14 protein-coding genes are annotated in these 13556 nt (G+C 66.2%); 5 read left to right on the top strand and 9 right to left on the bottom strand.

All coding sequences use genetic code 11. The features are described from left to right. Nucleotides 1-46: 46 nt before the first annotated feature. Together D3D01_RS17300 and D3D01_RS17295 are read left to right on the top strand one after the other, a co-directional pair. Complete coding sequence (locus D3D01_RS17300) at nt 47-1021, top strand: transcription initiation factor IIB family protein (protein ID WP_004591831.1); 975 nt, start codon at nt 47-49, stop codon at nt 1019-1021. Nucleotides 1022-1064: 43 nt separating this feature from the next. Further along, nucleotides 1065-1541 carry an NUDIX hydrolase gene (locus D3D01_RS17295; RefSeq protein ID WP_101350406.1) on the top strand — a complete coding sequence of 159 codons (477 nt, stop codon included), beginning with the start codon at nt 1065-1067 and terminating at the stop codon, nt 1539-1541. A gap of 7 nt (nt 1542-1548) precedes the next feature. On the opposite strand, the gene D3D01_RS17290 is transcribed toward D3D01_RS17295, so the two are convergent. The 5 genes from D3D01_RS17290 to D3D01_RS17270 all read right to left on the bottom strand — a co-directional run bounded on the left by D3D01_RS17290 (nt 1549) and on the right by D3D01_RS17270 (nt 6414). Next, nucleotides 1549-2643, bottom strand: coding sequence for an asparagine synthase C-terminal domain-containing protein (locus D3D01_RS17290; protein ID WP_121513104.1), 1095 nt, complete (start codon nt 2641-2643; stop codon nt 1549-1551). After that, nucleotides 2643-3329 (bottom strand): PHP domain-containing protein, encoded by a 687-nt coding sequence (locus D3D01_RS17285; protein ID WP_101350408.1) that lies wholly within the window; start codon nt 3327-3329, stop codon nt 2643-2645. Before D3D01_RS17285 ends, D3D01_RS17290 begins: the two co-directional genes overlap by 1 nt. A 447-nt stretch (nt 3330-3776) precedes the next feature. Then, nucleotides 3777-5012, bottom strand: a complete 1236-nt coding sequence (locus D3D01_RS17280; protein ID WP_121513103.1) for a TIGR04347 family pseudo-SAM/SPASM protein — start codon at nt 5010-5012, stop codon at nt 3777-3779. After that, nucleotides 5009-5323, bottom strand: a complete 315-nt coding sequence (locus D3D01_RS17275) for an Htur_1727 family rSAM-partnered candidate RiPP (RefSeq protein ID WP_101350410.1) — start codon at nt 5321-5323, stop codon at nt 5009-5011. Before D3D01_RS17275 ends, D3D01_RS17280 begins: the two co-directional genes overlap by 4 nt. A gap of 68 nt (nt 5324-5391) precedes the next feature. Beyond that, nucleotides 5392-6414 carry a hypothetical protein gene (locus D3D01_RS17270; RefSeq protein WP_121513102.1) on the bottom strand — a complete coding sequence of 341 codons (1023 nt, stop codon included), beginning with the start codon at nt 6412-6414 and terminating at the stop codon, nt 5392-5394. A gap of 71 nt (nt 6415-6485) precedes the next feature. Here D3D01_RS17270 and D3D01_RS17265 point away from each other — a divergent pair, with 71 nt between their 5' ends. Beyond that, nucleotides 6486-7127, top strand: a complete 642-nt coding sequence (locus D3D01_RS17265; RefSeq protein ID WP_101351456.1) for a hypothetical protein — start codon at nt 6486-6488, stop codon at nt 7125-7127. Here the strand turns inward: D3D01_RS17265 and D3D01_RS17260 are convergent, their stop codons facing one another. Further along, entirely contained in the window at nt 7128-7802 is a 675-nt protein-coding gene (locus D3D01_RS17260; RefSeq protein WP_121513101.1) for a cytochrome c biogenesis CcdA family protein, read from the bottom strand. A gap of 53 nt (nt 7803-7855) precedes the next feature. Between D3D01_RS17260 and ccmA the strand changes: the two genes are divergently transcribed. Together ccmA and D3D01_RS17250 are read left to right on the top strand one after the other, a co-directional pair. Then, the gene (gene ccmA, locus D3D01_RS17255; RefSeq protein WP_121513100.1) at nt 7856-8554 is read left to right on the top strand and encodes a heme ABC exporter ATP-binding protein CcmA; all 699 of its coding nucleotides are present in this window, start codon (nt 7856-7858) and stop codon (nt 8552-8554) included. After that, on the top strand, nt 8551-9228 hold the full coding sequence (locus D3D01_RS17250) for a heme exporter protein CcmB (protein WP_101350414.1): 678 nt from the start codon (nt 8551-8553) through the stop codon (nt 9226-9228). Before ccmA ends, D3D01_RS17250 begins: the two co-directional genes overlap by 4 nt. Before the next feature lie 5 nt (nt 9229-9233). Here the strand turns inward: D3D01_RS17250 and ccsA are convergent, their stop codons facing one another. Genes ccsA through D3D01_RS17235 form a run of 3 tightly spaced genes read right to left on the bottom strand, consistent with a single transcriptional unit; the run spans nt 9234 to nt 13505 of the window. Continuing rightward, nucleotides 9234-11585 (bottom strand): cytochrome c biogenesis protein CcsA, encoded by a 2352-nt coding sequence (ccsA, locus tag D3D01_RS17245; RefSeq protein ID WP_121513099.1) that lies wholly within the window; start codon nt 11583-11585, stop codon nt 9234-9236. Continuing rightward, nucleotides 11582-12046 (bottom strand): thioredoxin family protein, encoded by a 465-nt coding sequence (locus D3D01_RS17240; protein ID WP_101350416.1) that lies wholly within the window; start codon nt 12044-12046, stop codon nt 11582-11584. The genes ccsA and D3D01_RS17240 overlap by 4 nt, the downstream gene beginning before the upstream one ends. A gap of 49 nt (nt 12047-12095) precedes the next feature. Then, the gene (locus D3D01_RS17235) at nt 12096-13505 is read right to left on the bottom strand and encodes a cytochrome-c peroxidase (protein WP_121513098.1); all 1410 of its coding nucleotides are present in this window, start codon (nt 13503-13505) and stop codon (nt 12096-12098) included. Nucleotides 13506-13556 lie beyond the last annotated feature (51 nt).

Here is a 13556-nt window from a genome sequence, read left to right as displayed (position 1 = left end):
CAACACGTTTTTCGGGTACGATACCCGGTTGTCCCACCCCCAACAAATGACCGATACCAGCATCCGCCGATACTCGAACGAGCGCGAAACGGAGACAGAGCAGACGGAGGAAGAGGAGTCGGAATCACTCGTCTGTCCGGAGTGTAGCGGTGCGCTACTCTCCGACAGCGAGCGCGGTGAGACGGTGTGCGAAGACTGTGGGCTGGTGGTCGAGGAGGACGAGATCGACCCCGGTCCCGAATGGCGCGCGTTCGATTCGAAGGAGAAAGACGAGAAATCTCGCGTCGGTGCGCCGACGACGAATATGATGCACGACAAGGGCCTGTCGACCAACATCGGCTGGCAAGACAAGGACGCCTACGGCAACTCCCTGTCCTCACGCCAGCGTGAGAAGATGCAGCGCCTGCGCACATGGAACGAGCGGTTCCGGACACGGGACTCCAAAGAGCGCAACCTCAAACAGGCGCTTGGCGAAATCGACCGTATGGCCTCCGCGCTGGGCCTGCCCGAGAACGTCCGCGAGACCGCGAGCGTCATCTATCGGCGCGCCCTCGACGAGGACCTGCTCCCCGGCCGCTCCATCGAGGGCGTCTCGACAGCGTCGCTGTACGCCGCCGCGCGACAGGCCGGCACACCGCGGTCGCTCGACGAAATCGCCGGCGTCTCCCGCGTCGAGAAGGATGAAATCGCCCGCACCTACCGCTACGTCGTCCGCGAGCTGAGCCTCGAAATCCAGCCCGCCGACCCCGAAAGCTACGTCCCGCGGTTCGCGTCGGACCTCGACCTCTCCGAGGAGGTCGAACGGCGCGCCCGCCAGCTGCTCCAGAACGCCAAGCAAGAGGGCGTCCACTCCGGGAAGTCGCCGGTCGGCCTCGCCGCCGCCGCCGTCTACGCCGCCTCGCTGCTCACCAACGAGAAGGTGACCCAGAGCCAGGTCAGCGAAGTCGCCAACATCTCCGAGGTTACCATCCGCAACCGCTACCACGAACTGCTGGAAGCGGAAGACAACATCCACCCCTGACCGGTATCGTAACCTAAACCTCTGACTGTGCCGTTCCGTCGGTATGGAGACGACCCGCCATTTTGTCGCAACCGTCTACGTTGTCAGCGACGGCCGCGTCGCGTTGCACGAACACAGCAAGCTCGACATGTGGCTGCCAGCCGGCGGCCACATCGACCGCGACGAACTGCCCCACGAAGCCGCGCTCCGCGAAACGCGCGAGGAACTGGGTCTTGATGTCGACCTCATCGCACCCCAGCAGGATATCGAGAGCGAGACGGTCCAGTCGATACCTCAGCCACAGCACTTCCTGCTCGAAGACATCAACGTCACCGCCGAGGGCGAGGTGGGCCACCAGCACATCGACTTCATTTTCTACGGCCGGGCGGACAGCCGCGACATCACACCGGGGCCGGGCGAACAGCCGGCCGAGGACTGGGAGTGGTTCTCCGTGGCTGACTTACGTGACCGGAGCGGGGAACTCCCGGCAGATGTCGTCGAGGTCGGCCAGCGAGCAATCGAGTCGGTTCACGAGCCGTAGCCGCAGCTCACTCGATGAGCGCTTCAATGTACTTCGTGACGTGATTGTCCATCCGGCGCTTGTAGCCGGCCTGCCGGGCGAGGCGGTCGAGTTCGCGGGCCGCCAGGGAGCCGTACTGGGCGGCCTTCTTGTCCCGGTCCGCAATCTCGTCCGGGAGCGACTCCCGGGCGGCCGCCCGGAGCGCGACTTTCCGCGTCTCACCGTCGACCAGCAGGTCGCCGTCCAGTCGCAGAGCAGCCCCGACGACGCGGTCGTGCAACAGCGGCGTCACCGGTTCGACGCCCGCGGCCCGCAGCGCGAGCACGTCCCGCTCTAGCTGGTCGGGGAGCGTGGCGACGACCTCGCGCTGTGCGCCCCTGACCGTGTCAGCGTCGACCCGGGGGTCCTCGGGGGCCTTTGCAACCTTCGCGTAGCCGCCGAACAGTTCGTCGGCTCCCTGCCCGAGCGCCAGCCGGTCGAAGCCATCCGCCGCGACCTGTTCGGCGGCAAGGTACAGCGGGAGCGCTATCTGTACGTCCATGGCGTTGACCCGCCCCGTCGCGCGGGCGATTTCGGGCACGGCCCGCTCGATGGCGTCGTGGGTGAGTTCGGCGACGCGCACGTCGGTCCCCAGCAGGTCCGCGGCCGACCGCGCCGCCTCAACGTCGTGGCTGTCCGGGAACCCGGCGACGTACAGCGGCGCGTCGAGCCGCGCCGCGAGCAACGCCGAGTCCACGCCGCCGGAGAAGGCGATTGCCAGCCCGTCGGTGTCGACGGCGTCGACGCTGGTCTCGACGGCCGCTTGGACCGCCTCGACCGCCGTCTCTCGGTCCGGAAACGGGTCGGGCGACGGCAGCGTGAAGCGGCGTCTGGTCCCGTCGCCGTCGCGGACGTGGGCCGCGGGGAACGACCGCGGGTCTTCCAGCGCCGCCGGGTCGTGACCCCACTGGTCGTGGCCGAGTCGCCCCTCTTCGGCAACGTCTCGCTCCACGAACAGCGGGTAACGCCCGAGCACGTCCCGGACGAGCGTCCCGTCCACGTCGCCCGCGAACCCGCCGGTCCCCGGGAGCGGGTCGCCGCTGTCGAGCGCGTCGGCGACGGCGGCCGCGTCGGCTCCCTGCATCACTGTAGGAGCTCCGCGATGCCGTTCTTGACGCGTCGCTTCGCCCCGCCAGCCGCCTGCCGGAAACTGATGCGCCACGGCGTCCGTTTCCCCTCGACGGTCGTCTTACCCTCGCGGATCGCGTCCAGAATCGCCTCGACCGTTCGCTCGTCCGTGCCGACGTTAGTGACCGCCTGCCCGACCATCTCCGCGATGTGGGCGTCACTGCCAGCGGTCATCGGCAGCCCTTTTCGTCGCGCGAACCGCTCAGCCTGCCGGTTCGACCGCCCGGTCAGCAGCCGCGAGTTGTACACTTCGATGGCGTCGGCCGTCGCGAGTTCGGCCTTCGAGATGTGTTCTAAGACGCCGTGGCGGGACTCCTGAAACGGATGCGGGACGACCGCGAGCCCGCCCTGCTCGCGGATGCGGTCAAGCGTCTCGTCGAAGGGGAGGTGGGGCGGAATCGCCTCTTGTATCCCCAGCGCGAGGACGTGTCCGGCGGCACACGTGACCTCCATGCCGGGAATCCCGACGAGGCCGTACTCCGGGGCGAGTTCGGCCGCCCGGAGGCTGGCGTCGATTTCGTCGTGGTCAGTCACAGCCAGCGCGTCCAGTCCGACACCGCTGGCTTGCTCTAAGAGGAGCTCGACCGGGTCCCGGCCGTCGTACGACAGCGACGAATGCGCGTGTAGCTCAACCGACTGCACAGGTGTCGATAGCGGGGGGCAGGGCAAAAACGCCCCGGTCCGCCCCAGTGCTCACAGAGAACAAACCGGCCGCCGTGCCCATGGCGGCCGAATGCCCGAAGGAACGCCCATCTGTCCCACGAGACTGAGCGTGTGTTTCCCGACGACACGACCGTCAATCGACGGTCGCATGTGATAGTTACCGGCACGCAGGAATGAGTCGTCCCCCTTGGTTTGGCGGGGATTAAAGTAGGGCTGTCCGGGTCGGTGGCAGCGGTTACTGCGAAGCGTGGTGCTGAGAGCCAGAAACCCCGGCCACCGGGAGACCGCAGGTCGCCCGAGCAGCGGGCGTGTAGCGCTGCCGACACCCCTCCCGTTCCGGCGTAGCCGCTCGGTCAGCCGACGGGGCGGGACTGAACGCGGGGCTGGTCAGTAGTACTTGCAGTTTCTCGACTAAACACGAGCGGGTCAGTCTGCCGAACTCCCGCCAGCGACCGAGTTCCCGCCGGTGTCGAACGGCAGCGGCCCGTGAACCTCGGCGTCCTCCAGATAGCACTGCGGGTCCGGGGCGAACAGGTCGTCCTCGACGGTGAGCGCACGCAGGCGCGACGCGCCGCGGCAGACCCCAGCGTAGCGGCAGTCGGCACACTTCCCGCTGAGGTGGTCCTCGCGGTTCCGGAGCGCCCGAAGCAGCGGATTCGACTCGTCCTCCCAGATGTCGCCGAACGAGCGGTCGCGGACGTTCCCCAGCGAGTACCCCTGCCAGAACTGTGTGAGGTGGACGTTGCCCTGATAGTCCACGTCGGCAACGCGTTCGCCGGTCGGGTCTCCGCCGTTGACCCGCAGGTACTCGTACACTCGCTTGGCCTGCGCGTCGCTCATGTGCTCGCGGGCGTACTCGACGAGGTAGGCCGCGTCGGCGTAGTTCCCGACCAGTAGTGTCTCGATTTCCTCGCCGCGGTCGTGGTACTTCCGAGTCATGTCACAGACCCGCTTGACCGCCTGCCGGCGGTCCTCAGGTGTGAGGTCAGCGTCAACGATTTCAGTCCCGCGCCCGCCGTAGTCCAGATGGTAGAAACAGAAGCGGTCGACCCCCACGTCGGTCAGCAGGTCCACGACGCCCTCCAGGTCGGCGGCGTTGCGCTCGGTGATGGTGTACCGGAGGCCGGTCTTCAGGCCCGCGTCGAGGCAGTTCTCGATGCCCTGGACCGCGCCCTCGAACGCGCCGTCGACCCCGCGGAAGTCGTCGTTTCGCTCCGGGAGGCCGTCGACGGAGACGCCGGCGTATTTCAGCCCAGCATTCTTGAGCGACTCGGCGCGCTCCTCTGTGATGAGCGTCCCGTTGGTCGAGAGCACCGGGCGGACACCGACCTCGTTCGCGTAGGCGACCAGTTCTTCGAGGTCATTGCGGACGAGCGGTTCGCCGCCGGAAAACAGCACCACCGGCGCGCCGTAGTCGGCCAGGTCCTCCAGCAGCGCCTTCCCCTCGGCCGTCGAGAGCTCGCCGTCGGCGATGTCGGTGTCGGCGGCGGCGTAGCAGTGGTCGCAGTAGAGATTACACTGCTTCGTAACGTTCCAGACGACGACGGGGCGGCGCTGTTTCCGGTCGCGTATCTGGCGCTTGGTCGACTCGTCGGCCGCGTCGTACCGGAGGCCATCGCCCTCGGCATCGAGGTCACAGAGCAGTTTCGAGACCGAAATCATCGGTTCTCACCCCGGAGTGTCTCCGACTCCATCTCGTCGATGCTCATCGTGGCATCTTCCCCCGTCGCCCCCGACCCGAGGGCCGCGTCGTCGGTCTGGTAGCGGCGGGTCTCGTCGGCGGGACACAGCCACAGCGTGACGGCGGTCCGGCCAAACAGCGACGCGGCCTGCTCCCTGGCGATGTCGGCGGACGGTGCGCTGACGCTTCCGACGTGGGCCAGCGGGTCCGCCGTGTCCTCGCGGACGAACACCTCCCACTCGCGGCTCGTTGCGCCCCGCGGGGCGTCCACCTCGTGGTCGAACTCTTCCATACCCCCCTGTTAGTCTCCCCAAGAAAAACGGGACTGGCGTGTTCTCAGCTACTGGGAACTACCCGCCCTCACTCGGAGCCCTGTGCGTCCCGGAGCGTCTCCGTGTCGACGTCCTGCCGGACGCGTATCGCACTCTCGCCGACCTGCTCGACGGTCGGGTCGTCGAAGACCGGCCAGTACGACAGGCGGAACGTCTCCCGCTCGGCGGACTCCGCGGCCCCGCGATAGACGGCCTCGACGGCCGAGCGCCGGGCGGGCGCGTTGGGGGCGAACGCCAGCGTGACCTGCATCCGCGCGGTGTCGTAGGACTGCTCGTCGCTGCCCAGAAAGACCGTACTCGCCAGCGCCCCGTGGAGGTCGCCGTCAACGCCCTCGAAACTGCCGGGGGTCGGCGACGGGAACAGCACACCCTGGGCGTCGGCGGCGACGTACGCGTCGTAAAACAGGGGCCGGGTCTCGGGGCTGGCACTCGCCCACGACTGGCCCTCGCCGGTCCTGGCCTCAAGCAGCGCCGCGGTGAGGTCCTCGTCCCGGTCGCCGCTGAACCGGACGTAGACGCTCCACTCGTTGCCGCCGATGTAGGTGAGCCGTCGCTCGCCCTCCTCGTCGGTCTGGTAGTACACCCGGTAGCCGGCGTCCGACGACCCCTCGGTCATGCCCCGGGCTTCGAACGAGTCGAGCAGGGCCTCCGTCGGTCCGCGGGCGATGACGACGACTTCGAGCGCCTCGGTGCGGTATGTCATCGCCAGCGGGACGCTGTCTTCCGTTCGGGCGTCGCTGGCCGCGTCGGCGATGAGTTCGTTCCCGGCCGACGCGTCGAGCCGAGCGAACCGCAGGTCGGAGACGTTCACGGTCTGGTAGCCCACCTGCGCGGGGTTCGAGTACGGGAGCGTCCACAGCGGGGGGAGCCAGCGCCGGAGCCGGTACGCTGCCGGTACGCGCTGGACTGTCGGCTCGGGGGTCGGTGTCGGGGTGTCGGGCGCGGTGTCCGTCTCGCTGCCGAACAGGCCGCCCGAGCAGCCGGCGACCGGAACCGAGAGCGCGGAGCCGAGCAACGCGAGCGTCCGCCGGCGCGTCTGGTTTCGAGGCACGGTTTGAGAGCCTTGTCCGGATGTTTTTCCACCGAACCTATGAGCGTTGTGCAATCCCGGCAGACCGCCAGATGTTGGCGGGACGCTGGCGGGTCGAGGCCCCGAACGCGTCGACCGACTCGTTTTTTATCGGCCGGACGTACTACAGACCGATGCCGGACCGACACGGGCCGACTGCGGCGTTGGGCGTCGGCGGCGGACTGGCGGCCTGTGTCGCCGCCGGATTCGGGTACGCGGCCCTGACCGGTCCCATCGGGGCAGTACGGACCATCCACGTCTGGGTCGGGACCGCGTGGACGGCGCTCGTCCTCGCGTACGGGTTCGTCCTGGCACCGCTGTTGCGCGAACGTGATACGGCGGCGGCCTACCCGATAGTGGCGCGGCTCGCACCGACGACGCTGGTCCTGCTGCCGACGCTGACGGTCGTGACGCTGGCCGCCGGCGTCACGATGGCGCTCGCGTACGGTATCGTGTGGCCGATGACGACGCTCGTGCGCGCCGTGTTCGGCGTTGCGGTCGCTATCGCCGGTATCGCACTGCTCGGCGTGTTACCGGCGGACGTACTTACCTACCGCGAACTCCGCAGTGCGGACCCCGACCCGGAACGGGTCGTCTCCCTCGGCGTCCGGACCGCGACACTGCTTACCGTCCAAGGGGCGCTGCAGGTCACGATGCTGTTCCTGATGCTCCGCGTCGCCGCGATGACCGGCTAATCAAAGCGTCGAGAGGAGCACGCGGTCCAGTTGAAACAACAACGCGACGCCGCTGACAAGCAGGAGGTACCCGGCGAGCCGGCGGACCGATTCCGTCTGCTCGGCACCCGGGAGTACCTCCCTGACCCGCCCGCCGGCGACCTTGCTCCCGTAGGCGACACCGAGCATCGGGAGCCCGAACCCGACGCCGTAGCTAAACAGCAGGAGGCCGCTCTGTGAGATGTCGCCCGTCGTGCCCGCGTACGCCAGCACAGCGCCGAGGACCGGGCCGACACACGGGAGCCAGAGGATGCCGATGACGAGCCCGAGCGCGAACCCGGCGGCGATTGGGTGGGCCGAACTGGAGAGGATGCCGAGCCCGTCGACCCGTCCCGAGACCTTCGACGCCGTCGCCGCGTACGCCTCGTGGAGGTCGTCGTCGGCCATGACCGCGCCGAAGGCGATGATGACGAGGAACGCGGGGGCCCGCAGCGAGTCGGAGGTGAGCGTCCCCAGGTAGCCGGTGACTAGGCCGACGAGGGTAAAGGAGACGACGCTCCCGCCGACAATCGCGAGCGGTTTCAGCCGGTGACCCACGCTCCCCGACAGGAGCGGCGGGAGCACCGGGAGACAACACGGCGTGAGAACGGTCATGGCACCGGCGGCAAACGACGCCAGGAGTGAGACCGCTGCCATACCCGTACTTGGATTACAAAAGGTAAAAACATCTGCTGTCCGTCCCTCCGGTGATGGCCGTCCTCTCGCTGTCTACAGTCTCGAAGTATTTCGGGCCGAAGGTCGGTGTTGAGGGGATCGATATCGAGGTGGGTCGCGGCGAGTCGGTGCTGTTGTTCGGTCACAACGGGTCGGGCAAGACCACGCTACTCAGGCTCCTGGCGACGCTGACGCGACCGAGCGAGGGGACGATTTCGCTTGAGGGAGCCGAGTTCTCCCGCGACCGACCGACACAGCGTGGGGAAATCGGCTTCGTGGCACACGAGACGTACCACTACGAGCAACTGACCGCCCGGGAGAACCTCCGCCTGCACGCCAGGCTCCACGGGGTGGACCGGAGCCGGTGTGAGACCCAGCTCGACGCCGTCGGGCTCGCGGACAGAGCCAGCGACCCCGTAAGCGAGTTCTCCCACGGGATGGCAAAGCGGCTCGCACTCGCGCGGGCGACGCTGCATGACCCTTTGCTGTTGTTGCTAGACGAGCCGTTCACTGGACTTGATCAAGAGTCTCTCCTACGAGTGACGGACCAGCTACGCAATCTGGAGGAGACGACAATCGTCTTCGCGACACACGATGTCGACCACGGGTTCACTCACGCCGACCGGGTGCTCACACTCAAGGGAGGACAGCTCGTCCGTGATATTGACACGGCCGACTGTCCCGGGCCGGACGCGATCAGACAACAGTACGTGGACACACCTCGACAACCATGATTCGACGGTATCTGCGCGCAGTTCGGGCTATCGCGGCGAAGGACCTGTTGCTCGAAGCCCGCGGGAAGCGGCGGGCCAACGGCGCGGCGGTGCTGGCGCTGCTGATAGTCGTCATCTTCTCGTTCGTGTTCGTCCGCCGGGTCGACGAGCCGGCGGTCATCGCCCGCGGTGGGCTCTGGATAGCGCTCGTGTTCGCCACGACGCTCGCGCTCTCCCGGGGCATCGCCGTCGAGGACGACAACGCCGCAATCGAGGGGCTGATGCTCGCCCCCGTCGACCGGTCCGCGATCTACCTCGGGAAGGTCTGTAGCTCGGCGGTGTTCGTGACGGCTATCGGGTGGGTGACCCTCGTCGCGGTGACGGTGTTTCTGGGGACGCCGTTCGAGCCCGCCCTGCTCGTCCAGTTGGCGCTCGTGTTCCCGCTCGCGGCAGTCGGATTCAGCGCCGCCGGCGTGTTACTGACCGCGCTGACGCTGAACTCACAGGTCAACGAGTCGCTGCTCCCGGTGTTACTCGTCCCGCTTGTCGTGCCGGTCATCCTCGCTGGAATCGAACTCACGAGCCTCTCCAGGGGGCCGTTCTGGCTGTCGGAGTGGTTCCGAATCCTCCTCGTCTACGACGGGGCCGTGCTCGTCACCGGGTGGGTGAGCTTCGAGTTCGTCATCGAAGCCTGACCCCGTCACTCGCGGGCACCGACGGCACCCGAGGCCGGGTCGAACAGGAAGACCAGCGCCATCCCGACGAGCATCACCGCGACGCCGAACCATATCTGGTTGGCCAGCGGGTAGCGGCTGATTTCAATCGAGAGTCCGCCGGCAGTGCGGGTCCCGACGACGTACGTGTCGCCAGCAAGCCCGCGCTCGATGAGCGGGTCGTTGGTCTGCATGTCGCGCCCGCGATAAGACTGCTCGGCGACGGTGCCGTCGGCGACCAGCGTATCGCCCCGATACAGCTGGACATCGTACTGATGGTCAACGACCCGTGGCGTGTACGCGTCCGTCGGTGGGGCCGATATGGGTCCGACGTTCTCGCCGGTAGTGTAGACGAGCGCGTCGATATTCTCTGAGCGGGGATCAGAGAGGGACCCACGGGCGACGATTACCGATCCCTCTTCGAACTGCACCGCCCCACTGTCGGCACCGACCCACACGCGCGAGTCGTTGAGCTGTGCGATGGTGGTGTTCTCGAAGCGCTGGACCGCTGTCACCTCCCCTTTCACGAGCAATACTGACGTCGAGGGGGAGACCGAGCCAATCTCGGCCGGCGTCATCGCTGCGTCGGTTATCGTCGGCGTGTGCTCCGGCGAGTAATTGGTTACCTCGACCGTGTACGGCGACCCCTCGACGTCGCGGACGATTCGCTCCCCGGTATCGTCCAGTTCGGTCGCGCCGGCGATACCGACGGACGCCGTCGTCGAGAAGACGTAGACGAACGAGACAGAGACGACGAGTAGCGCCGCGCCGACGTGGATGAGCGCAATGCCAGTCTCGTTCAGCTTCGCGCGCCGTCCGGTTAGCCGACGGAGGCGTCCCGTGTAGCGGACGACCCATGCGCCTGCGAAGTAAATCGCTGGCGGCAGCACGGTAACCACGCTGAGGCTCCCGATTGCGCGGTAGTACAGCGGGTCGAACGGCTCCGTCGAGGCCAGTTGCCACTCGGGTCGGGCCAAGGCGACGCCGACGGCGAGGGCGGCGACGAGCACCGCCGCGGCCGTCCCGACCGTCACCCGCTCGCCGTACCGCTCGCGCTGGGCGTACATGCCGCCGGCGAGCAACATCGCGACGACGACCGGGAAGCTCCAGAGGTTGTAGTATCGCGCGTCAACACTGACCTCGACGCCCGAAGCGAGGCTGCGCACCACGGGAAACGTGAGGCCCCAGAGCGAGACGAACGCAAGCATGATGAACCCGAGCACAGCAGCGTGGTAAATCGTCGCCCGGTCGAGCAGCCCCGCCTCATCTGTGTCTCCCTGTTCAGTCCTGAACCAGTGGACGAACGCGGGGCCGACTGCCAAGGTGCTCGTCCCTCCGAGAAGGAACAAGACGCCGCTTCCGATGCCCCCACCGGCGAACGAGTGGACGCTCCGGAAGACGCCGCTCCGGACCACAGTCGTCGCGTAGATAACCAGCGGGAACAACGCGGCCGTGGCAGCGGGCGCGAGCACCGCGTACCGGCCCGAGCGTCGGTACTGATTAAGCGTGTGTAACACGGCAGTCAGGCCGAGCCACGGAATGAGCACGGACGTTTCGACCGGATCCCACGACCAGAAACCACCCCAGCCGAGCACCCGGTACGCCCAGAGCCCGCCGAGCGTTATTGCGGCGGTCAACAGAAGCCACGACGCCCGGAGCCAACGTGTCATGCCGTCCAGCCAGTCGTCGAGCACGCTCTCGGTCCCCCGGAGCCTGGCAACGAAGTGTGTCACGCCAACAGTGAAGGGCACCACTAACAGTGCGTACGCCGAGAACGTGATCGGCGGGTGGATCGCCATGAACGGGTCAACCAGCAACGGATTCAGACCGCTGCCATCCCGTGGAATCCCGTTCGCTGCGACGGCGGGATACCTTGTCGACAGGGGGGTAAACGGACTGTCAGTGACGAGCATCCAGGCGAAGACGGTGACAACCCCCATTCCGAGGGATTGGGGGAGACGCGCGCCACGCGCACTATACCGATCCAGAAGCAGAGTCGCTGTGACGACAACGGCCGTAAGCATCGCCCACAGGAGCACCGACCCCGCGTTGGACGCGTAGACGCCCGTGACTTTGTACAGCGTCGGGAGATAGTTTGCAGTGTTGTCCCAGACATACGCGTTGGTGTAATCCCCACTGAGAAACTGCAAGGTCAGGTACAGCAGTGCAATGACGAATGACCCCGTCGCAACTCCTGCAGCGCCTTTGCTGACCCGAAGGAACGACTGGTCGCCGGTCGCGTACTCGTAGCCGAGCAATACTGTGGCGAGTACGCTCCCGAACAGGCCGATTGCCAGCAGCCAGGTACCAACGGCAAGACCGAACACGACCGCTGTCATGTTGCCTCCTCGGACCTCTCTTCAAGTATTGCGAGTAGTTCGTCCCGCCCGATATACCCCTCAACGCTCTCGACAGTTTCGCCTTCGGGTGTCATGATCCGATGCTGTGGTGGATACGTCGCCTGATGCTGGCGAACCAGCCCCGTCCCGTTCCCAGGTTCATCGATGTTTACCGCGAGCAAGACGTACTCATCTAGCACAGCGCGAACGGTTTCGTTTCGATAGTGGTTCTTGTCATACCGCTCGCAGTACGTGCACCACGTCGCCCAGTAGTAGACCAGAACCGGCTTGTCCTGTGACTGGGCCGCGTCGAACGCAGTGCTGGGCTCAGTTTCCCACTCTAGACCTCCCTGATACGTGTGCGCGTCGTCACGGACCACCGGTGCGGCGTTCATTGAGTAGTGGCCCACCCCAAGGACCACTAGAAAGAACGCGACGGTGAGCGTTTTACGAGCATTCATTTGCTGACTGGAATAAAAGATGTAGTGCCAGAAAGGCTGTCGATTCCGCTTACTTGCGCTGTGCGTAGGCTACAGCGATTAGCGCGATGATCAGCGCAGCGGCCATCATGAACGCAGCAGTACTAGTCGGGGAGCCTCCGTCACCGCCACCGCTGACCCCGGCTTGCTGTGGGGCAGCCGTCTGCTGTGACGCAGCCGTCTCTGCAGGCGTCCCGACAGAGGCGGCGGCGTCGGTCTCCGGAGCAGATGCGTCACCTGCGTCTTCAGGGAGCATCGGCTCGCCGCCGCTCCGGGACGGGATGCGCGGCATCTGCTGTTCGGGGTACTGCCCGGTGAGACTGGTCATGAACGCGGTGACGTTTTCGGCCTGCTGGTCGGAAATGTTCTGTCCCACCTGACAGGAAGCCATCACTTTCGTCGCGTTCTCCAGCGTCCGAACCTGACCGTTATGGAAGTACGGCGCTGTATGTTCAACGTTCCGGAGCGTCGGAACCTTGAATTTGTGTTCGTCACTGCTATCACCGGTCACGCCGGCACGCCCGGAGTCGGCGTACAGGTTGTACCGGTCGATGTACTGGTCACACTGCGGGTTCGACCCCTGGTAGACGCCCAGTTTCTGGTAGTACCCGTTCCCGTTCTCCATCTGCCACTGCGGGCCGTTGAACGCGGGACCGGAGTGACAGCCCTGACAGCCCAGTTCCTTGAACGTCTCCATCCCGTTGAGTTGTCGTTCGGTCAGGGCGTCCTCGTCCCCTCTGACGTACCGGTCGTACGAGCTGTTCGGGGTGATGAGCGTCCGCTCGTAGGCTGCGATCGCGTCGACGGTGTTGTTGAGCGTGACCGGGTTCTCGCCGCCGTAGACCTCCTCGTACATCTCGACGTAGCCCTCGTTGCTACGTATCTTCTCCATCGCCGCTTCCGAGGTCGGCATCCCCATCTCGACGCCCGCGGTGATGGGCCCTTTCGCCTGTTGTTCGAGCGTGTCGGCACGGCCGTCCCAGAACTGGGTACTCATGAACACGGCGTTCCACACCGTCGGCGAGTTCCGCGGCCCGGTCTGGCCGTGGACGCCGCGGCCGACGGTCCGGCTGCCGTCACCACCTTCCATCACGTTGTGGCAGGTGTTACAGGAGATAGACCCCGTGTCGGACAGGCGGGGGTCGAAGAACAGTTTCTTGCCGAGCTCGATTTTCGCCTCCGTGTCGTTTGGCTGCCGGACCTCCTCGTAGGACGGCAGCGGCTGACTGGTCGGCGGCTCGACGGGTAAATCGGACGTCTCGTTGCTACTCTGATTACTCGTCTGTGCGGTTTGTTGCGCTGTCTCGTCAAGCGTGTCGCCCACTGCCTCGCCCGACGGCCCCCCATCCACAGCACCAACGGTGCTTACGATCGGTCCGCCGATCAACAGCAGCGACATGCCAACGACGAAGACGGCGCGAGCCAACGGCTGTCGCGACATATTCGCACATGTTCCGGCTCCTTATTAAAACGGAGCGGTAAATATACAGGG

It is taken from the genome of Haloarcula sp. Atlit-7R, assembly GCF_003666065.1.
GTDB lineage: Archaea > Halobacteriota > Halobacteria > Halobacteriales > Haloarculaceae > Haloarcula > Haloarcula taiwanensis.
This window is presented reverse-complemented; position numbering and strand designations above follow the sequence as displayed.